The following is a 20,110-nucleotide window of genomic DNA, read 5'->3' on the forward strand; positions in this document are numbered from 1 at the left end:
GCCGCCGGCACCTACGGCACCCAGACGCTGCTGCACCGGATGCGCGACGAGGGCGTCCTGCCGCGCATCTCCCCGAGGCTGGGCGAGCTGACCCGCACCAACTCCGAGGCGCTGGTCGGCGCGATGACCTCTCCGCGCCGCTACCGGAAGAAGCACGGGCCGGACGCGGAGCCGGACTTCACCAAGGGGGTGGCCATCACCTCCTCCATCCACCCGAACGACAACACCCACATCGAGCCGGTGCGCTACGGCAAGGGCTCCAACGCCATGGGCGCCCTCTCCGTCCTCCAGGTGCCGTACGGCCGCGCGCCGAGGCCGCTGGCCTTCCTCGCGCACTGCCTGCGCCACCCCGTGCAGGCCGCGCGGACGCTGTCCAACTACCGCTGGTCGGAGCGGACGATCATCGGTCTGGTGATGCAGTCCCTGGACAACTCCCTGACCACCTACCGCAAGCCCAAGGGGCTGGGCAAGGGCCTGCTGACGGCGAAGCAGGGCCACGGCGCGCCCAACCCGGACCACATCCCCGAGGGCGCCGAGGCCGCGCGGCTCGTCGCCGAGGAGATCAACGGCTTCCCGGGCACGAACGTCGGCGAGCTGATGGGCACTCCGCTGACCGCGCACTTCCTGGGCGGCTGCCCGATCGGCGCCTCGCCCGAGGAGGGCGTCATCGACCCCTACCACCGGCTCTACGGCCACCCGGGCATCTCGGTCGTGGACGGCTCGGCCGTCTCCGCCAACCTCGGCGTCAACCCGTCGCTGACCATCACCGCCCAGGCCGAGCGGGCGATGTCCCTGTGGCCCAACAAGGGCGAGGCCGACCCCCGCCCCGAGCAGGGCGCCGACTACGTACGGGTGCCCGTGGTGCCTCCCCGGGCCCCGGCGGTGCCCGAGGAGGCGTTCGCGGCGCTGAGGCTGCCGGTGCTGCCGGTCCCGGCCGTCCCGCCGAGGCGGACGGCGCCGGAGGCGGAGGCGGCGGGCGCGGCGGAGGCCGCCGGGGCGGCCGAGGCCTGAGCGAACACGCGAGAGGGGGGAGCGGCCGGGCCGCTCCCCCCTCTCGGCGCGTGTGGCGCGCCCGCACGTTCAGACGGCCACGCCGTTCGCGGCGTTCACGCCGTCACGGCCGTCACGCGGCGGCGGAGGTGTCCGCCCCGGCGCCGTTGCGGCGGCGCACGACGTACATCGCACCGGCGCCCAGCGCCACGGCCGCGGCACCCGCGAGACCGAACATCGGCAGCGCGGAGGACGAACCGGTCTCGGCGAGCTGGCCGGCGGTGTCGACCTTGGTGACCTTGTCCGAGCTGATCGGCTTCGCGCCACCGGTCTGCGGCTTGGGCTTGGACTCGCCGGGCTTGGGAGCGGCCGCGCCCTTCCCCAGGACCTCGAAGAAGTAGACCCAGCCGTTGTCGTCGTCGGAGACCCAGCAGCCGCGCTCGTCGGAGTACTCGCCCGCGCCGATGGCGATGCCCAGGGAGTCGGGCACACCGCCGTCGATCTTCATGCGCAGCTTGAGGGTGCGCGTCTCCCCGGAGTTCAGCGTGACCGGCTCGAAGTAGCCGCCCGCGCCGAGCTCGTCGGCCACGACCTGCCAGGTGCCGGTCTCGGCCTTGTGGACCTCGAGGGTGAAGCCGGCCGAGTAGTCGTTGTTCTCGTCACCGGAGAAGACGGTGATGTACGGCGCGACGTCCTTGATGGCGCCCTTGCCGCTGTTGTGCATCCGGAACTCGAAGTTCTTCCAGCCGGTGCCCGCCACGACGGTGTCGGGGAGACCGACCAGGGAGGTCTTGAGGTCCTCGCTGATGTCGTAGATCTCCTCGCCGTTGTCGTCGACGGCGCACTGGAAGGGAGCCTCCTCCTCGTCCTTGCCCTCGTCGCCACCGGGGGCGTCGGAGTCCTCCTCCCCGTCCTTGCCCTCGTCGCCACCGGGGGTGTCGGAGTCCTCGTCCTCGGTCTCGCCGGGGTTGTCGGTCTCCTCGCCGCCGGTCTCGTCCGTGGCGGGGGGCTCGGTCTCGTCGTCCTCGGTCTCGCCGGGGTTGTCGGTCTCCTCGCCGCCGGTCTCGTCCGTGGCGGGAGGCTCGGTGTCGCCACCCTCGGTCCCGCCGTCTGCGGCGGGGGGCTCGGTCTCCTCACCCTCGGTCTTCTCCGGGGCGGGGGTCTCCGTGTTCTCGACGGAGGTGGTCTCGTGGCCGTCGGCGTACGCGGCGGGTGCCGCGATCAGCGCGACGGGGGCGATGACGGCCGTGGCGGCGGCGGCCGCAAGGGCACGGCGGAGCTTCATGGGTACCTCATCTGCTTTGAGGCGAAAGGGAAAGTAAGGGGCCTTCGCGCAGACGGCGCGTCGGGCTGGCAGCAGAGTACGGGCGGAGCGGGATTTTCAGCGGAGGTGTTTCCGGGCCCGTTGCCGGCGCCGCATCCGGACCGGCGCGGCATAAGGGGCGGAAGCGAGCAGTTGCCCACCCTCACCCAGGTTTCGGTGTGCCGTATGTCACACGGGGTCGTGTCGTTTGCATGGCGAATCCGTGACGGAACGCCGTACAACCCTTCCGGGCCCTCATTCGTCATGGCCGTTCCCGCAGGTGGAAGCGGTGAGGGCGGAATCGCGGAGCGGTCGGTCCCCGGCGTCCCGGGAACCGACCGCTTGGTCGTGACCGGACCGCTGTCCCCTGCCGTCCGGCCACTGCACCGGAGCGAGGTCCCACGACGCCCGGTCCTCACCTCCCGAGGGAGGACGGCGTCTCATCGCTCCGATGCGCTCCCCACGCCTCCGGGCGCCCGGCCGGCTCTGGGGTCGTCAGGTCCAACGACCGTGCCCCGCGGCGGTAATGCGCCGTACGGGTGGTCGTCCCGGTGACGCGGAAGGGAGGCGCGGGAGGGGAAGCCGGCGGCGCGCGGGCCCGGCGGGCTCAGACGCGTCCGCGGCACAGCTCCAGCAGGGTCATGGCCAGGGAGGTGCCCGGCCGGCCCAGCCGCTCGCGGTAGCGGGTGAGGATCTCCATCTCGCGCGAGAGGTTCACCCGGCGTCCGCCCGCGCCGATCCGGGCCTGCTGGATGCGGGCGGAGACCTCCATGCGCTCTCGCACCAGACGGATGATCCGGCGGTCCAGTTCGTCGATCCGCTCACGGTCCTCCGCGATCCGCTCATCGGCTCCGGCTCCGGCTCCGGTGGCGGCGGGGGTGGGGGTGGTGGTGGCCATGGCCGTACGTCCCTCCTGGGGTCGTCGCGCCCAGTGCCGGTCGCGCCCGGGGACACGGCAGGCGCCCCGGGCCTTGACCGGCCCGGGGCGCCTGGGAAGTCGCTCGTCAGTCGTTCACGCAGCGCGCGGGATCCCATGGCGGCCGGCCGGGCCGGTGCCATAGGTAAACCAGAAGCTCTGCGCGAACATGCGGTCCAGTATGCACTCGGAGGCGGAACGGGGTGGGCGGATGGCCGGATGGTGAGACGGCCGATCGGGTGCACCCCCCCGGTAGACTGGGCTTTCCCAGCCCAGATCCACGCCGAAAGGCAGCCAGCCCCGTGGCATCAGAGCCCACCGAGCCCACCGCGCCCGCCGAGTCCACGGCCGCTCCCGACGCACCGGACACCGTCCTCGTCGTCGACTTCGGCGCGCAGTACGCCCAGCTCATCGCCCGCCGCGTACGCGAGGCCCGGGTCTACAGCGAGGTCGTCCCCTCCACCATGCCGGTGGAGGAGATGCTCGCCAGGGACCCGAAGGCGATCATCCTCTCCGGCGGCCCCTCGTCCGTCTACGCCGAGGACGCGCCCGGCATCGACCGCGCGCTGTTCGAGGCCGGGGTGCCCGTCTTCGGCATGTGCTACGGCTTCCAGCTGATGGCCCAGACGCTGGGCGGCACCGTCGACAACACCGGCCGCCGCGAGTACGGCGGTACGGCCCTGACCGTCACCCGGCCCGGCTCCACCCTCTTCGAGGGCACCCCCGTCGAGCAGTCGGTGTGGATGTCGCACGGCGACGCCTGCTCGGCCGCCCCCGAGGGCTTCGCCGTCACCGCCTCCACCGACGGCGTCCCCGTGGCGGCCTTCGAGGACGACGAGCGCAGGCTCTACGGCGTGCAGTACCACCCCGAGGTGATGCACTCCACCCACGGCCAGCAGGTGCTGGAGCACTTCCTGTACCGGGGCGCGGGCCTGAGGCCGACCTGGACGGCCGCCAACGTCGTCGAGGAGCAGGTCGCGGCCATCCGCGCCCAGGTCGGCACCAAGCGCGCCATCTGCGGACTGTCCGGCGGAGTGGACTCGGCGGTGGCCGCCGCCCTGGTCAACAAGGCCATCGGCGAGCGCCTGACCTGCGTGTACGTGGACCACGGGCTGATGCGCAAGGGCGAGTCCGAGCAGGTCGAGAAGGACTTCGTGGCCGCCACCGGCGTCCAGCTCAAGGTGGTGGACGCCGAGAAGCGCTTCCTGGACGCGCTGGCGGGCGTCTCCGACCCGGAGGAGAAGCGCAAGATCATCGGCCGGGAGTTCATCCGCGTCTTCGAGCAGGCCGCGAGCGAGATCGTCGCCGAGGCCGGCTCCGGCGAGGAGGCCGTGGAGTTCCTGGTGCAGGGCACCCTCTACCCGGACGTGGTGGAGTCCGGCGGCGGCACCGGCACCGCCAACATCAAGTCCCACCACAACGTCGGCGGACTGCCCGAGGACCTCCAGTTCCAGCTCGTGGAGCCGCTGCGCAAGCTGTTCAAGGACGAGGTCCGGATGGTCGGCCAGGAGCTGGGCCTGCCCGAGGAGATCGTCCACCGCCAGCCGTTCCCCGGCCCCGGCCTGGGCATCCGCATCGTCGGCGAGGTGACGAAGGAGCGCCTGGACCTGCTGCGCGAGGCCGACGCCATCGCCCGCGAGGAGCTGACGGCGGCCGGGCTGGACCGCGACATCTGGCAGTGCCCGGTGGTGCTGCTCGCCGACGTCCGCTCCGTCGGCGTCCAGGGGGACGGCCGCACCTACGGCCACCCGATCGTGCTGCGCCCGGTCTCCTCGGAGGACGCGATGACGGCCGACTGGACGCGTCTGCCCTACGAGACGCTGGCCCGCATCTCGACCCGCATCACCAACGAGGTCGCCGAGGTCAACCGAGTGGTGCTGGACGTCACCAGCAAGCCGCCGGGGACCATCGAGTGGGAGTGACGTCTCCCGCGCTCCCCTGAACGTCAACGCCCGCGCCGCCGCTCACCCCTTCGAGCGGCGGCGCGGGCGTTCCCGGGTCGATACGCTGGGGCGAGGCCGAGAATCCCGTGCATGGGAGGAACCATGACCGCCGAGCCGCTGCCCACCTCTTCGTGGCCCGTGCCGCCGCCGGACGGCTACACCGCGGACGATCTCGACCGCATCCCGGACCTCCCGCCCCACACGGAGTTGATCGACGGGAGCCTGGTCTTCGTGAGCCCGCAGAAGTACTTCCACTCGCTGGCGATGTTCCTGCTGGAGAGGGGACTCCACGAGACCGTTCCCGGCGGGCTGCGGGTGTGCCGGGAGATGGCCGTCGTGCTGGACAGGCGCAACCGCGTCGAACCGGACCTCTCGGTGCTGAGGGCGGAAGGCGTCACCGAGGAGGCCGAGGAGACCGGCTTCCGGGCCGAGGACGTCGTACTCGCCGCGGAGGTCGTCTCGCCGGACTCGGAGGAGCGGGACCGCAAGCGCAAGCCGCAGCTCTACGCGGAGGCGGGCATCCCGCACTTCTGGCGGATCGAGAAGGGGACGGGCCGCCGCCCGGTCGTCTACGTCTTCGAGCTGGAGCCCGCGACACGCGGCTACGTGCCCACCGGCATCCACCACGACCGGCTGAAGCTCACCGTCCCCTTCGACATCGACATCGACCTCACCGCGATCGACCGGCTGTAGCCCGGCCGGTCACCCGATCCTGGTCGTCACCGAGTCGTAGCCACCGCCGCCGGGGTAGACCCAGGCGCCGGTCAGGACGTCGCCCGCGGCGTCGAAGGTGCCCCGGAAGTACGCGGGAGAGCCCTTCTCGCCGGCCCAGATGGTCAGGGTGTCGCCGTCGAGTTCGTAGACGTAGTCGAAGGTGTTGCCCCGGCCGTCGTAGAAGCGGGAGCGGATGTCCTCGCCCGGCTTCTCCGCGCCGAAGGGCCTCTCCCGGCCGATCACCTCCAGCCCGGTGACGCGCTGCCCGTACTGCTCCAGCTCGACCTCCTGGAGGAGGAAGAAGCCGCCCTCCATCCAGCGGTAGACGACGGTGCCCTCCGCGCCGCCGGTCACCCGCCAGGAGCCGGTCAGCCGGTCCAGCGCCCTGATGCCCTCGTCGGGCTGGGGGGCCGGGGCGCCGCCGGTGCTCTCCGTGCTCTCCGTGTTCTCCATGTGCTCCGTCATGCTCGTTCCCTTCCTCCGGGTGGGTCCCGGAGCTTCCGCGCTTCCGTGGGGTCGCCCGTACGACCGGAGGGGCGGGGAGAAGTAATCGGCCGGTCGAGCGCTGCGCGTGCGCCGCACCGCGGGTTCCGCCCCCGGCGGCGGTACGCGGCCCCTCCCGTCAACGCCCGCGCCGCCGCTCACCCCTTCGAGCGGCGGCGCGGGCGTTTGCGGCAAGTCGGACGGGAGGGCTGATCACGATGGCGGCATGGACGATGTGGCGACCGCAAACGGAGTCGACGACGAGCCGTTCCCCGAGTGGCTGCGGCCCCCGTACCGGGGCTTCACCGTCGACGACCTCTTCCGCCTGACCGACCTCCCGTCCCACACCCAGCTCGTCGACGGTGCGCTGGTCTTCCGCGCACGGCAGAGCGCGTACCACTCGCTGGCCAACTCCCTGCTGGTGGAGGGCCTGCGGCGCACCTGCCCGGCGCATCTGCGGGTGCGGCGGGAGATGGTCGTGGTGCTCGGCCCGGGGCAGGCGCCCGAGCCGGACGTGTCCGTGCTCCGCGCCGAGGCCGTACGCGGACTGGAGGCGAACCGCTACGACGCCAGGGACGTCGTGCTGGCCGTGGAGACCGTCGCCCCCGACTCGGCGATCCGCGACCGCGAACGCAAACCCCAGCTCTACGCGCGGGCGGGCATCCCGCACTTCTGGCTGGTGGAGGAGGGCACGGGCCGCCGTCCGGTGGTCCACGTCCACCGGCTCGACCCGGGAGCGGGGGCGTACGTCCTCACCGGCGTCCACGAGGGGCGGCTGACGCTCTCCGCGCCGTTCGGCATCGACATCGACCTCACCGCGATCGACCGCGTGTAGCCCGTGTGCGGCCCGCCCGCGAGCCGTCCCGGGGCGTTGTCAGTGGCCGCCGTTAGCTTCTCTCCTGACACGAGGCCAGCCCCAGCGGTTCCGGAGGGAAGCAGTCATGCGCAGGTTCAAGCTCCAGGTCCAGGTGAGTGTCGACGGCTGCATGGCCGGGCCGAACGGCGAGATGGACTGGATGACGTTCCCCTGGACCGACGACATCAACGCCTACATCGACGCGCTCACCAAGCCGGTCGACCACATCGTGCTGGGCCGCCGCCTCGCCGAGGGGTTCATCCCGGCGTGGGCCGCCGGGCCCGAGGGCGAGTCCGAGGAGACCATCGCCTGGATGAACGACACGCCCAAGACCGTGATCTCCGACTCCCTGACCGAGTCGCCCTGGGAGAACGCCGCGGTCGCCGGCGGCGATCTCGCCGAGGCCGTCAACCGGCTGAAGGCGCGGCCGGGCGGGGACATCATCACCTACGGGGGCGGCACCCTCGTGCGGAACCTGATCGCCCGGGACCTGCTCGACGAACTCCACCTGTTCGTCAACCCGGTCGCGCTCGGCGCCGGGATGCCCGTCTTCCCCGACACCGGCGCGCACCGGCGGCTCCGCCTCGTCGCCGCCCGGCCGTTCGACTGCGGGATCACCGCGCTGCACTACGAGCCGGAGCGGTCCTGACCCCGGCGGAGAGTCCGCCTCCGGTCACGACCACGCGCCGGCAGCCGCGGCCCGGGAGGCGTAGGCGCCGAAGTCGGCCGGTTCCCGTCCGAGCACCCGCCGCACCCCGTCGCCGGGCTCGGCGAGGTGTCCGGCGCGCATCGCGGCGAACATCGCGTCGAGTTCCCCGACGGCTTCCTCCGGCACACCCTCGGCCAGGAGCTCGGCCCGGTACTCCCGCGGTGTGAGCTCCTCGTAGCGGATGGTCCGGCCCGCGGCCCCGGCGATCGTCTCCACGGCCGCGCCGAAGGTGAGAGCACGGGGGCCCGAGAGGTCGTACACCCGGCCGTGGTGGCCGTCCGAGGTCAGCAGCACCGCGGCGACGTCGGCGATGTCCTGGGCGTCGACGAACGGCTCCGGCACGGAGCCGATCGGCAGGGCCAGCCGCCCGGCCCGCAGCGGGGCGTGCCACAGGTCCTCGTCGAAGTTCTGGCTGAAGTTGTTCGGGCGGATGACCGTCCACTCCGCGCCGGAGTCGCGTACGGCCCGCTCGGCGGCGGCCATGCCCCGGAAGAAGCCCGCGGGGACCTGGTCGATTCCGCGTCCGGACAGCGCCACGAAGCGGCGGACACCCGCCTCGACCGCCTGCTCGACGAAGGGCCGGACCGGTGCCGGGTCTCCGGGAGCCACGAGATAGACGGCCGCCGCCCCGTCCAGGGCGGCGGCCCAGGTCTCCCGGTCGAACCAGTCGAACCGCACCTCGCCGGAGCGGGAGGCGGCCCGCACGGGACGGTCCGCCGCCCGCAGTGCGCTCACCAGGCGGCGCCCGGTCTTGCCCGTCGATCCCAGGACCAGGATCGCGTCCGTGTGTGTCGTCATGACCGCCAGTCAACCGGCGCGGTCCCGGAGGGGACATGGCCCGTCGTACGCGGACCATGTCCGATCGTCCGGCGCGCTACCGTGAACCGCATGGATCCGTTCGACGATCTGTTACGGGGTGTCCGCGCGGACGGCGCCGGCTTCGGACGGGTGGAGCTGTCACCGCCGTGGGCAATGCGGTTCACCGACGGGGCGCCTCTGACGTTGTGCGCGCCGTTGCGGGGCGAGGTCTGGGTCTCCGGGCCCGAAGCCGGGACCGGGGCCTGGGCGGAGGCGGGGGAAGACCGCGGGGAACCACGGCGGGTGCGGGCCGGTGACGCCGCGATCGTGCGCGGACCGGAACCGTTCGTCCTCACCGACCGGCCGTCGCCGCCCGGGACGGCGACGGCCGGAACGGCGGCCGCGGAGCCGCCCGGCCGCACGGTGCTCGTGACCGGGACGTACCGCGCGCGGGACGCGATGGCACAGCGGCTGCTCGGAGTGCTGCCGCCCGTGCTGGTGGTGCCCGGCGGCGAGGAGTGCCTCGCCCTCCTGGAAGCGCTGGAGGCGCAGGTCACGGCAGCCTGCCCGCCGGGCCGGCGGGTCGTGCAGGACCGGCTGCTGGACTGGCTGCTGGTGTGCACGCTGCGGGGCTGGTTCGACCGGCCGGAGACCATGCCCGACGGCTGGTTCCGGGCGCTGGGCGACGAGGTCGCCGGCCCGGCGCTGCGGGCGATGCACGCCGCGCCGGACCGGCCCTGGACGCTCGCCGCCCTGGCCGCCGAAGCGGGGGTGTCGCGCACGACGCTGGTCGGCCGGTTCACCAGGCTGGTGGGCGAGCCGCCGCTGACGTACCTGACGGACCGGCGGATGTCCCTGGCCGCCGACCTGCTGACCGCTGAGCCCACCGCGACGGTCGCCGCGGTGGCGCGCCGGGTCGGCTACGCGGACGCGTTCGGCTTCAGCGCCGCCTTCAAACGGTTCCACGGGGTGAGCCCCAGCGAGTACCGCAGGGCCTGCCGCCCGGGCGCCGACCGTGCCGGCACCGAGTGCCCACCGTGCTCACCGGCGTAGACGGCGAGGGTGGTGCGGTGCCGTGCCGCGGCGGGTCCCGGGCCGGACCGCGGGCCCGGGAGACCTCACACCAGACGGCGGGCCGTGGCCCAGCGGGTGAGTTCGTGGCGGTTGGAGAGCTGGAGCTTGCGCAGCACCGCCGAGACATGGCTTTCGACGGTCTTGACCGAGATGAACAGCTGCTTGGCGATCTCCTTGTAGGCGTAGCCGCGCGCGATCAGGCGCAGCACCTCGCGCTCGCGCTGGGTGAGGCGGTCCAGGTCCTCGTCCACCGGCGGGGCGTCGGTGGAGGCGAAGGCGTCCAGGACGAAGCCCGCCAGGCGCGGGGAGAACACCGCGTCGCCCTCGGCTACGCGGAAGACGGCCCTGACCAGGTCCGCGCCGGTGATCGTCTTGGTGACGTAGCCGCGGGCGCCGCCGCGGATGACCCCGATGACGTCCTCGGCCGCGTCCGAGACCGACAGGGCCAGGAAGCGCACCGGGCGCTCGGGATCGGCCATCAGCGCCGCGCTGCGGCGCAGCACCTCCACCCCGCCGCCGCCGGGCAGGTGGACGTCGAGCAGGACGACGTCGGGGCGGGTCGCGGTGATGACGGTGACGGCCTGGTCCGCGTCGGCGGCCTCGCCGACGACCTCGACCCCGGTCTCGGCGGTGTTCCCGATCTCCGCCTGGACGCCCGTGCGGAACATCCGGTGGTCGTCCACCAGGACCACCCGGGCCCGGCGCTGCTCCCGGTGCTGCTCCTCGTTCATGTCTCCGCCCTCTCCATCTCCAGCTCCACCACCGTGCCCCCCTCGGGGGCGGAACGCAGCACCGCCGTACCGCCGTTGCGCCGCATCCGGCCGATGATCGACTCCCGTACGCCCATCCGGTCCGGCGGCACCGAGTCCAGGTCGAAGCCGGGGCCGTGGTCGCGCACGGAGACGAAGACCGTACGCCCCTCGACCTCCGCGAAGACCTGCACCGGGCCGCCCTCGCCACCGTACTTGGCGGCGTTGACCATCGCCTCCCTGGAGGCCTGGAGCTGTGCGCCCAGCCTCTCGTCCAGCGGGCAGTCGCCGACGCAGACCACCTCCACCGGCACCCCGTGGTGGTCCTCCACCTCGGCGGCCGCCGCCCGCACCGCGTCGGCCAGGGTGTCCGGCTCCTCCTCCTCGTCCCTGCCCGTGCCGGTCGGCTTGTAGAGCCAGGCCCGCAGCTCGCGCTCCTGGGCGCGGGCGAGGCGGGCCACCTCGCGGGGGTTGTCCGCGTTGCGCTGGATCAGGGTGAGGGTGTGCAGGACGGAGTCGTGGACGTGGGCGGCCACCTCGGCCCGCTCCTGCGCCCGGATGCGCATCAGCCGCTCCTCCGACAGGTCCTGGGTGAGGCGGATCAGATACGGGCCGGCCAGCAGCGCCGTGCCGACCAGCAGCGCCAGCGACGCCTGGAGCACAGTGCCCAGGTGCGGGCCCAGACCCCGGGTGACGGCGAAGCCGGTGATGCCCACACCGACCAGGAGGGCGCCGGCCGCGCTGCGGGCGATGGGCAGCAGCCGCCTGCGGCGGCTGACCTCCGCCCAGTGGGCCCGCCGGGAGTTGTCCGCCTGCCGCCAGACGACGGCCACGCCGATCCCGGCCAGCAGCAGCGGCCAGACGTAGGCGTTCGCCGCGCCGAACTGGAGGTTGGAGCCCAGGGCTCCCAGCGCCACGACCAGCGCCAGCACCGCCAGGAGCTGGCCCTTGTCGGGCCTGCGGACATGCCGCGGCCCGTCCGCCCTCCTCGGTGCGGCCTCGACGCCGCCCGCGCCCAGCGGCACGAAGAACCAGAAGGCGGCGTACAGCAGGGCGCCCAGGCCGTTGGTCATGAACAGCACGAGGAAGACGATCCGCACCCAGGAGACCGGCACGCCCAGGTGTCCGGCCAGGCCGCGTGCGACACCGCCGAGCAGCCGTCCCTCGGAGCTGCGGTAGAGCCTGCGCAGCGGCGGGGACTCGGCAGCGGGAGGCGGGGCGGTGGTGGTCATGCCACGATCGTCACACGGGCGTGTGGCGCGGGGCATCAGGGTCGGTCCCTGATCCGGCCCGGAGAACTCAGGGTCGCCTCCGGGACGCCCCCTGATGTCCGGGAGCGGGCGGCACGCCACCATGGTCCCCATGAAGGACGCCCAGCCGCCCGCCGGCGAGCCCCAACCGGACGCGCCGGACGCCCCGGAGGCCGGAGCGCGGCTCACCCGCAGCCGCCGGCACAAGGTCGTCGCCGGGGTGTGCGGCGGCCTGGGCCGCCACTACGAACTCGATCCGGTGATCTTCCGCGTGCCGCTGGCCGTGCTGTCGGTCGTCGGCGGTCTCGGCCTGCTCTTCTACGGCTTCGCCTGGCTGCTCGTCCCGCTGGAGGGAGAGGACGAGAACGAGGGGCGGCGGCTGCTGTCGGGCCGGGTGGAGGGCACCACGCTGAGCGCGGTGCTGTGCGCGCTCGTCGGCAGCGGGCTGTTCCTGAACTCGCTGGGCAGCGGGGACGGCGGGACGCAGACGTTCTCCGTGCTGCTGGCCGGATCCGTCGCGGGCGCGGCCTACTGGTCCCGGCACCGGCGCCGCGCCGCGGCCGCGGAGGAACAGGGGGGCCCGGCCGATCCGGTGACGGCGCACGCCGTCGCCGACGCGCCCCCCGAGGCGCAGGCCCCGCCCGCACCGGCCGGACCGTCATGGTGGCGCGAGCCGCTGACGAAGGACGGGCCGCCGCAGACGCCGCGGGACACCGGGTACCTGTGGGGGCCGGAGGACGAGCCGTCCGTCGGCCCGTACGCGAGCGCGCCCCCGTACGCGGAGGAGGCGCCGGGCGGGGACGGGGACGGTGGCGGCCCGGAGCGGTCCGGTACGCCGCGCGGGCGCAGACCGATCGGCGGCCCGGTCTTCCTGCTCGCGCTGGCCGCGGCGGTGATCGGCGCCGCCGCCGTCTGGCACACGCAGCCGCTGGGCGTCGCGCTCTCCGTGGGCCTCGGCTCGGCGCTGGGCGTCTTCGTCCTGGGCGCGCTGGTCAGCGTCTTCTACGGGCGGATCGGCGGGGGGACGTTCTTCGCGATCATGTGCACCGGCCTGCTGCTGGCGGGCTCGATGCTGCTGCCGAGGGACATCACCACCGACTGGGCCGACCGGGCGTGGAGCCCGGCGAGCGCCGCCGCGGTCGAGGAGCGGTACGAACTGGGCACCGGTTCGGCCCTGCTCGACCTGTCGGAAGCGAGTCCGGGCGAGGGCCGGACGCTGAGCACGGTGCTGGACCTGGGCGCGGGCGAGGCGCGGATCACGGTCCCCCACGACGTCGAGGTGGAGCTGACCGTCGACGTGGGCGTCGGCGGCTACCGGCTCGCCGGACTGCCCGGGGACGGCGGCTGGGGGAGCGCGCAGGGCGGCGGGATCGGAATCGCCGAGCGGCGCACACTGCCCCCGGCCGAGGACGGCGGCCCGGGGGGCACGCTGCGGCTGACCGTCCGCGTCGGGGTGGGCGAGGTCGTGATCGTGCAGCATGGGCCGGACGGGGCGGCCGGGGAGGGGGACGGCTCCAAGGGGCCGGAGGAGCCGGGGAAGGGGACGGTGCAGGAGCCGACCGGGAGCGCGGGCGGTGAGGCGGCGCGCGCCCGGCCGCCGGCCGGCCGTCAGCCGGACGGGCTCCGGAACGAACCCCGGACCGTGTACTCGCCGTCCGCCGCCGCGGCGGTCGCGGTGTAGCCGTCGCCCGCCGCCTCCCGTGCACCGGCCGCATGGTCGTACTGGGCGGCGAAGACGTGGCGTCCGGCGGGGACCGTCCGGCCCTCCTTCAGCGTCCAGCGGTAGACCAGCGCGCCGCCGGTCTCGCGGGCGGTGACGGTGAAGTCGGCCTCGGGCAGGGTCCGCCAGCTCCCGGTGTGCCGTACGCCGCCGGTCTGGGCGATCCGCACCTCCAGCACGAGCGAGGTGAGGGGCTCGCGGGTGGTGAGTGTGACGTTGCTCTGCGCCCAGTAGGCGTTGCTGTGGGGGTCGACGGCGCCCTCGGACCGCAGGGGCCCGCTGCTCGGCGCGTCCGGGACCCGTCCGGCGGGGGAGGACTGTGCGGCGTCCGGGTCCGGCGGTGCCGGGAGCGGGGCGGTGGCCACCTCCCGCGCCGGGCCGTCCTCGCGCACCAGGGAGGTGAGGGTGTGGGCGCCGGCCAGGAGCGCCGCGGTCGAGGCCACGGCGACGAGGGCGACCCGGGGCCGCGACATGCCGCGCACCCGGGCGCGGAAGCGGCCGGGGCCGCCGTCCGGCCCGGCGGAGACGGCGCGGCTCACCCGTGCGTACATGCGCGCCCGGTCCGGCCGGTAGGAGCCGGCCTCTTCCCGCAGCAGTTCGTGCAGGGGGTCCATCGATTCAGTGCTCTCTTCCCACCAGTTCGCCGGCGGCCCGTGTGCCCAGCAGCCGGCGCAGTTCCGCCATGCCCTTGGAGGTCTGGCTCTTGACGGTACCCACCGACACCCCGAGGGCGAGCGCGGTCTCCTTCTCGGAGAGGTCGAGGGCGTGACGGAGCACCACGCAGGCGCGTTTGCCGAAGGACAGCCTCGCCAGGGCCGTCCGCACGTCCACAGCGGCCGCCACGTCCGGATCGTCCACCCGCTCGGAGCGGTGGAGGCGGAACAGGGCGATGCGGCGCCGCTCGCGCACCGCGCTGCGGATGCGGGAGCGGGCCTTGTTGGCGACGACGCCGCGGGCGTAGGCGACCGGGTGGTCGGCGCGGCGCACGCGGTCCCAGCGGTGCCAGAGTTCGACCAGAGCGTCGGCCACCAGGTCCTCGGCCGTATCCGGCTCGCCCGTCAGCATGTAGGCGAGGCGGGCGAGTTCGGCGTGGTGGTGCTCGAAGAAGTCATGGAACTCGGCCGACGCGTCGTCCAGGACCATGGCGAGCCTCCGTTTGGTGTGCTCATGCCCGGCGTGGGGCGCTGAGCATAGTAACCGCTTGCGAAACCTTGTTGCGTAAGTCCGCGGACCCTTGTCGCACCGGTGCGGAGAATTTTCCTCCCGGCGGCAACCTCCCGGGCCCCGGCGGCGACATGAGGCTGCAAGCAAGCCCCCACGAGAGTCGGAAACCCCCTATGAACCAGAGAACCCACCAGCGCGGCGGCCACCGCAGGCGGTTCACCCGCCGCCGTACCGTCGCGGCCCTGACCGCCGCCGTGGCGACGGGAGCGGCGGTCGCCACCGGCGCCGTGCTGACGTCGTCGGCGGGCGCCGCCGCCACCTGGCCGACCGCCAAGGGCACCCAGGCGGTCTCCTCCACCATCGAGGTGTCGGGCGCCCTCGACGGCGGCATGAAGCGCTACTACGGCAGCGGCGAGCTCGGCGGCGACGGCCAGGACGAGGGCCAGGACCCGGTCTTCAAGCTGAAGGACGGGGCCGTCCTGAAGAACGTGATCCTCGGCGCCCCCGCCGCCGACGGCGTGCACTGCACGGGCAGCTGCACCCTGCAGAACGTGTGGTGGGAGGACGTCGGCGAGGACGCCGCCACCTTCAAGGGCACCTCGACCTCGGCGAAGTACACCGTCACCGGCGGCGGCGCCCGCAAGGCCTCGGACAAGGTCTTCCAGTTCAACGGCGCGGGCACGCTGACGGTGAGGAACTTCGACGTGGCCGACTTCGGCAAGCTGGTGCGCGCCTGCGGCAACTGCGGCAAGCAGTACACCCGGCACGTCGTCGTCGACGGTGTGACGGTCACCGCGCCCGGCAAGTCGCTGGTCGGCATCAACAGCAACTACGGGGACACCGCCACCCTGCGGAACGTCACGATCACCGGCGACTCCAAGAAGAAGATCACGCCGTGCGAGCGCTACCGGGGCAACAGCAGCGGCAAGGAGCCCTCCAAGATCGGCAGCGGTCCGGACGGCAAGCACTGCCTCTACTCCGCCTCCGACATCACCTACAAGTGAGCCGCCGCTGAACAGCCGCTGAAACGATCCCCTCCGCCCGTCCGCGCCCGCCGGTTCCCCTCCCGGCGGGCGCGGACGCGGTCTCCGGTCCGTCCGGCCGGCCCGGTTCAGTCCAGGACGTCGATGGAGTAGCGGTTGGTCTCCACACCCGCCGCGGTGATCACCTGCACCTCGACCCGGCCGGGTTCGACATCCACCGGCACGGGGACGGTCAGCACGGTGTCGGCCGGGTTGGCGAAGCCCCCGGCCACCGGGACCAGCGGCACGTGGACGTGGACGGTGCCGATGCGCACCGTCGTCCGGGCCAGCAGGTCCGGCGCCTCCGCGCCGGGCGGCACGAAGCCCGAGCCGCGGATCTCGATGTCGTCGCCGGTGCGGATGGGCGCGTCCAGGTCGCCCACCTCGCGGGAGCGGACGACGGACAGGATGACGGGCCGGCCGCCCTCGGAGTACTTCCCGGCCAGGTACGTCAGCGCCGAGATCGCCACCAGCAGCGCCAGGCCCCAGGGCAGGTCCGGCAGTTCGCCGGGCCGGCGGGCCAGCCGTACCGCCGCGAAGACCGCCGCCACCGAGCACACCGCCACGTACTGCACGTCCGTGAAGGAGCCGCGCCCGCTGTCGTCGGTGAGCAGGTCGGCGGCGCGCGGCCGGTCGGCGCGCACCTTCTGCAGCCGCTGCGCCCGCACCCGCAGCGCGACGGTCCGGCGCACGGTGACGGCGACCGCGGAGCACAGGGCGAGGACGGTCAGCAGCCCGGCGCCGCGCCCCAGGTCCAGTCCGGCGAGCAGCCGGGCACGCGCGTCCGCGCCGGGCGCGAGGGCCAGGCCGGCGGCGACGGCTAGCACGGAGTACGAGGCCAGCAGCACCCAGACGGCGGCGACCGTGCGCGAGGTGGACAGCCGTCCGTCCTCGCCGGTCACCGGTGCCAGCACCCCGCCGCGCGCCCGGTGCAGCCGGGCGGCGGCGGTCAGCGCGGCCGCGCACACCAGCGCGGCGGCCAGCGCGGCGGTGCGTCCGGCCGTCCAGCCCGCGCCGAGCACCGCCGTGGCGGCCTGGGCGGCCAGCAGCAGGGCGACCGCGCCCCAGACGGCGGCGGCGGTGTGCCGCCACAGCCTGCCCAGCCGGAAACCGGCCTCGGCGCGGGTGCGTTCGGCGACGGTGCGGGCCGCCTGGGTCAGCTCGTCGGAGACCCACTGGCGGGACGCGCCGGGCGAGTGGGCGAGGGCGGCGGGCACTCCGCCGCCCGCCGCGAGTTCGTCGCGCCGCCGCCGGAACTCGGCGAGCGCGCGACGGCGGCCCTCCCGCACCCCGTGCGGGCAGTCGGTGCAGGCGCAGCCGCCGCCGTGCCCGGCCGGCGGAGCGCCGCCCGCTGCGCCGGACGGTCTCGCCGTCCCTCCCGGGGGCGCGCTCGCCGTACCGCCGCCCCGCGCCGTGTCCACGGCCACTGTCGACCCACCTCTCCCCGGCTCTCCCCGAGCCGCCGACTCTCCGGCAACGGGAGGGAATTGTGCCCTACGGGGAGGGGGCCGGGGCGGTGTTCGGGACATGTTCCCCGGCCCGCTTCCGGCCCGTGCCCGGCCCGTACTCCCGGGCGCGGGAGCCGGTTCGCTGCGGTGGCGCGGAGGGGGGACGCCTCCGGGGGCGCCGTGCGTTCACCACCCGGACGAGTGAGCCGCCCCGGCGGACGGTGCACCCCCGAGGGTGACGGGGCCGTTCAGTCCTCCTCGGCCGGTTCGTCGGCCGGTTCGTCGCGTGCGGTCAGCGCGGCCGCCCACAGCGGCAGCAGCCAGTGCGCGACCAGCAGGACGAGCACGGTCCCGGCCAGGGTCCGGACGGAGACCGCCTCCTCGCCGCCGAACGCCAGGAGCAGCCACAGCAGCGCGGCCAGGTGCAGGAGGAGGGAGGTCCGGTGGGCCAGGACGAAGGCCCGCCCGCGCTCTGCGCGCTGGCGCTCGTCCAGCATCCGGGCGCGCAGCTCCATCAGGCCGCGGGTGGCGAGGTTGAGCGCCCCGGTGACGACGCACCACGCCGCCGTCAGCAGGAGGAGGGCGGCGAGCGCGGCCCAGCGCGGGCCGGTGTCCGCCGAAGGGGCCGCCACCGGCACCAGGACGGCGAGTACGGCGGCGGTCAGGGCGACGTGCGCGGCGACGAGGCCGCGCCGGCGCGCACGGGTGGCGTGGAGGCGCCGGTGGCGCGGGTCGTTCATCAGCCGCAGCATGCGCCGGTCGTGGCGCGTGGTGGTCTTCATACCGGTTTCCTCCCGTAGACCTCGTCGGTGAGCGGGCGGAAGGGCTCCAGGGAGAACAGCGCCTCGACGGGCAGCTCGAAGAAGGCGGCGATCCGCAGAGCCAGGTCGAGACTCGGGTTGTAGTCGCCGCGTTCGATGTAGCCGATGGTCTGGTAATGGGCGCCGACCGCTTCCGCCAGGCGTCGGCGGGAGACCTTCCGCTCCGCCCGCACCATGGCCAGCCTGTTGTGCACCTGCTCGCTCATGTATAAGAAGTACTACATATTTGAGTGTGCTGGCAACAAGGCGGCGAGGGAGGAGGCTGCGGGAACCGGACGGAGGGGCGGAAGAGCGCCCTGGCCGACGGGGGTGGGGAGGCCCCCGGATACGCTCGCGTGCCATGGAGGCACTCACCCACTTCTTCGTCGGCCTGCACATCGTCGGCATCAGCGCCCTGCTCGGCGGCTTCATGACCCAGATGAAGGCCATGGGTGCCGGCGAGGCCCGCATCGTCCCGGCGATGCTGCACGGAGCCCTCACCATGCTGGTGACGGGTGTGGCCCTGGTGGGCCTGAACGAGGCGGACGGCCAGACCGTCAACCACGTCAAGATCGGTGTGAAGCTCGCCCTGCTGGTGGTGATCCTCGGCCTGGTCTACGTCAAGCGGGACGAGGAGCGGCTGCCCGCGCCGCTGTTCGGCACCATCGGCCTGCTCACCGTCGCCAACATCTTCATCGCCGTCATGTGGACCTAGGCGGCCACGCGGACGGCCGGCGGCGGGCGGGCGGCGGTGCAAAGGCACGGCCGGCCGCCCGCCCGCCGTCCCGTCTCAGGCCGGCCGGACCGCGCTGTGGAAGGGCATGTGGTCGACGGACTCGTAGCGCACCTCGGCGCCCGGCTTCGGCGCGTGGATCATCTGGCCGCCGCCCGCGTAGATGCCGACGTGGCTGATGTCGTCGTAGAAGAAGACCAGGTCCCCCGGCCGCATGTCGGCCTTGGCGATCCGGGTGCCCGCGTTCACCTGGTCGTAGGTGGTGCGCGGCAGTGAGACGCCCGCGCTGAGCCAGGCGGCCTGGGTCAGCCCCGAGCAGTCGTAGGAGTTGGGGCCGGTGGCGCCCCAGACGTACGGCTTGCCGAGCTGGGCCTCGGCGAAGGCGAGCACCTTCTGGGCCTTCACGGCGTACGAGTCGTCCGCGGTGCCGCCGGTTCCGGTGTCCGTGCCGCCGGTGTCCGCGCCCGTGCCGCCGCCGGTGTCCGTGCCGCTGTCCGCCGGCGTCTCGTCCCGCTTCTCGCGCTCGGCGGCGGCCTCGGCCTCGGCCTGCTGCCTCTCGCGCTCGGCGGCGGCTGCGGCCGCCTTGCGGCGGGCCTCCTCCTGCCGCCTGCGCTCCTGCGCGGCCAGGCGCGCCTTCTCCTCGGCGGTCAGCTCCGACAGCAGCTTCCGGGCCTGCGCCAGCTTGCCCTGGACGGTCTTCCTGCTGTCCGCCAGCTCCTTCTGGGCGTCGGTGAGTTCGGCCAGGCTCGCCGACGCCTCCGAGCGCTTCTTCCGAGCCGCGCGCTGCTCGTCCCGGTAGTCGTCGACGGCCTGCCGCTGGCGGTCGGTGATCCGGTCCATCAGGTGCTTGCGGCCGAAGAAGTCCTGGGGGTCGTCGGACAGGAGCAGCACCGCGGTGTCGGAGACCCCTCCGCTGCGGTACTGCGCGGTGGCGTAGCCGCCCAGCTTCCGGCGGGCGTCGTTGAGCCTGTCCGCGCGCTCGGCGGCCTCGTCGAGGAGCCGGTCGACCTCCTCGCGCTGCTCGTCCGCCTTCTCCTTGGCCGCGTTGTACTTCTGCGTCGCGCTGCCCGCCTCCCGGTACAGCGCGTCCACCCGCTTGCGGACCTCCTCGATCGAGGGCCTGTCGTCCTCGGGCGCGGCCTGGGCGGGACCCTGGGAGAGAAGGGTCGCGGAGGCGATGGCCGCGGTGGTGAGCCCGACCGCTCCGCGACGGGAGGCGGGGGACAGCAGGGGGGTGCGCGGTCTGCGGTGCGACGCCAAGGCGAGCGCTCCTTCCGTGGAACACCGCCTACCGGGTTAGCTGACGGGTTCGGGCGTCGGAAGTCCGCCCTACGGGCCCGCGGGCCCGATTCACCCCGTGGGGAGTGGGTCCCCGGCCCCGGCCGCACGGCCGGGCTCGGCGGAGGCCGCCCGTGCCGACGCTGTCGCCGGCGAGGGG

21 protein-coding genes and 1 riboswitch are annotated in these 20,110 nt (G+C 73.9%); of the genes, 9 read left to right on the forward strand and 12 right to left on the reverse strand.

Going from position 1 to position 20,110, the window contains the following annotated elements; all coding sequences use genetic code 11:
- Nucleotides 1-1,011, forward strand: a 1,011-nt coding sequence (locus BMY40_RS19685) for a GMC oxidoreductase (RefSeq protein WP_143071794.1), incomplete at its 5' end; no start/stop codon positions are given.
- Nucleotides 1,012-1,123: 112 nt separating this feature from the next.
- Here BMY40_RS19685 and BMY40_RS19690 read toward each other — a convergent pair.
- Together BMY40_RS19690 and BMY40_RS19695 are read right to left on the reverse strand one after the other, a co-directional pair.
- A complete protein-coding gene (locus BMY40_RS19690; protein WP_093661460.1) occupies nucleotides 1,124-2,275 on the reverse strand; it encodes an LAETG motif-containing sortase-dependent surface protein in 1,152 nt (383 codons plus the stop codon).
- A 625-nt stretch (nucleotides 2,276-2,900) separates the two neighbouring features.
- Complete coding sequence (locus BMY40_RS19695) at nucleotides 2,901-3,191, reverse strand: chorismate mutase (RefSeq protein WP_093661462.1); 291 nt, start codon at nucleotides 3,189-3,191, stop codon at nucleotides 2,901-2,903.
- A 320-nt stretch (nucleotides 3,192-3,511) separates the two neighbouring features.
- Here BMY40_RS19695 and guaA point away from each other — a divergent pair, with 320 nt between their 5' ends.
- Entirely contained in the window at nucleotides 3,512-5,131 is a 1,620-nt protein-coding gene (guaA, locus tag BMY40_RS19700) for a glutamine-hydrolyzing GMP synthase (RefSeq protein ID WP_093661464.1), read from the forward strand.
- Between the two features lie 123 nt (nucleotides 5,132-5,254).
- On the forward strand, nucleotides 5,255-5,845 hold the full coding sequence (locus BMY40_RS19705; RefSeq protein WP_093661466.1) for a Uma2 family endonuclease: 591 nt from the start codon (nucleotides 5,255-5,257) through the stop codon (nucleotides 5,843-5,845).
- Nucleotides 5,846-5,854: 9 nt separating this feature from the next.
- Here BMY40_RS19705 and BMY40_RS19710 read toward each other — a convergent pair whose 3' ends face one another.
- Nucleotides 5,855-6,331 (reverse strand): hypothetical protein, encoded by a 477-nt coding sequence (locus BMY40_RS19710; protein WP_093661468.1) that lies wholly within the window; start codon nucleotides 6,329-6,331, stop codon nucleotides 5,855-5,857.
- 244 nt (nucleotides 6,332-6,575) lie between these two features.
- Between BMY40_RS19710 and BMY40_RS19715 the strand changes: the two genes are divergently transcribed.
- Both BMY40_RS19715 and BMY40_RS19720 read left to right on the forward strand, forming a co-directional pair.
- The gene (locus BMY40_RS19715) at nucleotides 6,576-7,184 is read left to right on the forward strand and encodes a Uma2 family endonuclease (RefSeq protein WP_093661469.1); all 609 of its coding nucleotides are present in this window, start codon (nucleotides 6,576-6,578) and stop codon (nucleotides 7,182-7,184) included.
- A 106-nt stretch (nucleotides 7,185-7,290) separates the two neighbouring features.
- A complete protein-coding gene (locus tag BMY40_RS19720) occupies nucleotides 7,291-7,854 on the forward strand; it encodes a dihydrofolate reductase family protein (protein ID WP_093661471.1) in 564 nt (187 codons plus the stop codon).
- Between the two features lie 24 nt (nucleotides 7,855-7,878).
- Here the strand turns inward: BMY40_RS19720 and BMY40_RS19725 are convergent, their stop codons facing one another.
- Nucleotides 7,879-8,712 carry an NAD(P)H-binding protein gene (locus tag BMY40_RS19725; RefSeq protein WP_093661473.1) on the reverse strand — a complete coding sequence of 278 codons (834 nt, stop codon included), beginning with the start codon at nucleotides 8,710-8,712 and terminating at the stop codon, nucleotides 7,879-7,881.
- A 90-nt stretch (nucleotides 8,713-8,802) separates the two neighbouring features.
- On the opposite strand from BMY40_RS19725, the gene BMY40_RS19730 reads away from it, so the two are divergent.
- Nucleotides 8,803-9,765, forward strand: a complete 963-nt coding sequence (locus BMY40_RS19730; protein ID WP_093661475.1) for an AraC family transcriptional regulator — start codon at nucleotides 8,803-8,805, stop codon at nucleotides 9,763-9,765.
- A gap of 65 nt (nucleotides 9,766-9,830) precedes the next feature.
- Here BMY40_RS19730 and BMY40_RS19735 read toward each other — a convergent pair whose 3' ends face one another.
- Both BMY40_RS19735 and BMY40_RS19740 read right to left on the reverse strand, forming a co-directional pair.
- The gene (locus BMY40_RS19735) at nucleotides 9,831-10,517 is read right to left on the reverse strand and encodes a LuxR C-terminal-related transcriptional regulator (protein WP_245770191.1); all 687 of its coding nucleotides are present in this window, start codon (nucleotides 10,515-10,517) and stop codon (nucleotides 9,831-9,833) included.
- Nucleotides 10,514-11,767 carry an ATP-binding protein gene (locus BMY40_RS19740; protein WP_177214071.1) on the reverse strand — a complete coding sequence of 418 codons (1,254 nt, stop codon included), beginning with the start codon at nucleotides 11,765-11,767 and terminating at the stop codon, nucleotides 10,514-10,516. The genes BMY40_RS19735 and BMY40_RS19740 overlap by 4 nt, the downstream gene beginning before the upstream one ends.
- A gap of 130 nt (nucleotides 11,768-11,897) precedes the next feature.
- On the opposite strand from BMY40_RS19740, the gene BMY40_RS19745 reads away from it, so the two are divergent.
- Entirely contained in the window at nucleotides 11,898-13,466 is a 1,569-nt protein-coding gene (locus BMY40_RS19745) for a PspC domain-containing protein (protein ID WP_093661737.1), read from the forward strand.
- Here the strand turns inward: BMY40_RS19745 and BMY40_RS19750 are convergent.
- Complete coding sequence (locus BMY40_RS19750) at nucleotides 13,394-14,119, reverse strand: hypothetical protein (protein WP_093661479.1); 726 nt, start codon at nucleotides 14,117-14,119, stop codon at nucleotides 13,394-13,396. The genes BMY40_RS19745 and BMY40_RS19750 overlap by 73 nt on opposite strands.
- A 4-nt stretch (nucleotides 14,120-14,123) precedes the next feature.
- Nucleotides 14,124-14,648, reverse strand: a complete 525-nt coding sequence (locus BMY40_RS19755; RefSeq protein WP_093661481.1) for a SigE family RNA polymerase sigma factor — start codon at nucleotides 14,646-14,648, stop codon at nucleotides 14,124-14,126.
- Between the two features lie 194 nt (nucleotides 14,649-14,842).
- Here BMY40_RS19755 and BMY40_RS19760 point away from each other — a divergent pair, with 194 nt between their 5' ends.
- On the forward strand, nucleotides 14,843-15,673 hold the full coding sequence (locus BMY40_RS19760; RefSeq protein WP_093661483.1) for a pectate lyase: 831 nt from the start codon (nucleotides 14,843-14,845) through the stop codon (nucleotides 15,671-15,673).
- 107 nt (nucleotides 15,674-15,780) lie between these two features.
- Here the strand turns inward: BMY40_RS19760 and BMY40_RS19765 are convergent, their stop codons facing one another.
- The 3 genes from BMY40_RS19765 to BMY40_RS19775 form a co-directional block, all read right to left on the reverse strand.
- Nucleotides 15,781-17,118, reverse strand: a complete 1,338-nt coding sequence (locus tag BMY40_RS19765; RefSeq protein ID WP_425443144.1) for a hypothetical protein — start codon at nucleotides 17,116-17,118, stop codon at nucleotides 15,781-15,783.
- Between the two features lie 269 nt (nucleotides 17,119-17,387).
- Nucleotides 17,388-17,921 (reverse strand): hypothetical protein, encoded by a 534-nt coding sequence (locus BMY40_RS19770; RefSeq protein WP_093661485.1) that lies wholly within the window; start codon nucleotides 17,919-17,921, stop codon nucleotides 17,388-17,390.
- A complete protein-coding gene (locus tag BMY40_RS19775) occupies nucleotides 17,918-18,166 on the reverse strand; it encodes a helix-turn-helix transcriptional regulator (protein WP_093661487.1) in 249 nt (82 codons plus the stop codon). Before BMY40_RS19775 ends, BMY40_RS19770 begins: the two co-directional genes overlap by 4 nt.
- 134 nt (nucleotides 18,167-18,300) lie before the next feature.
- Here BMY40_RS19775 and BMY40_RS19780 point away from each other — a divergent pair, with 134 nt between their 5' ends.
- Entirely contained in the window at nucleotides 18,301-18,654 is a 354-nt protein-coding gene (locus tag BMY40_RS19780; RefSeq protein ID WP_093661489.1) for a hypothetical protein, read from the forward strand.
- A 75-nt stretch (nucleotides 18,655-18,729) separates the two neighbouring features.
- On the opposite strand, the gene BMY40_RS19785 is transcribed toward BMY40_RS19780, so the two are convergent.
- A complete protein-coding gene (locus BMY40_RS19785) occupies nucleotides 18,730-19,932 on the reverse strand; it encodes a C40 family peptidase (RefSeq protein ID WP_093661491.1) in 1,203 nt (400 codons plus the stop codon).
- A gap of 10 nt (nucleotides 19,933-19,942) precedes the next feature.
- A riboswitch (cyclic di-AMP (ydaO/yuaA leader) is annotated at nucleotides 19,943-20,084 on the reverse strand.
- Nucleotides 20,085-20,110 lie beyond the last annotated feature (26 nt).

Origin of the sequence: Streptomyces radiopugnans (assembly GCF_900110735.1) — a bacterium.
In the GTDB taxonomy this organism is placed as follows: domain Bacteria; phylum Actinomycetota; class Actinomycetes; order Streptomycetales; family Streptomycetaceae; genus Streptomyces; species Streptomyces radiopugnans.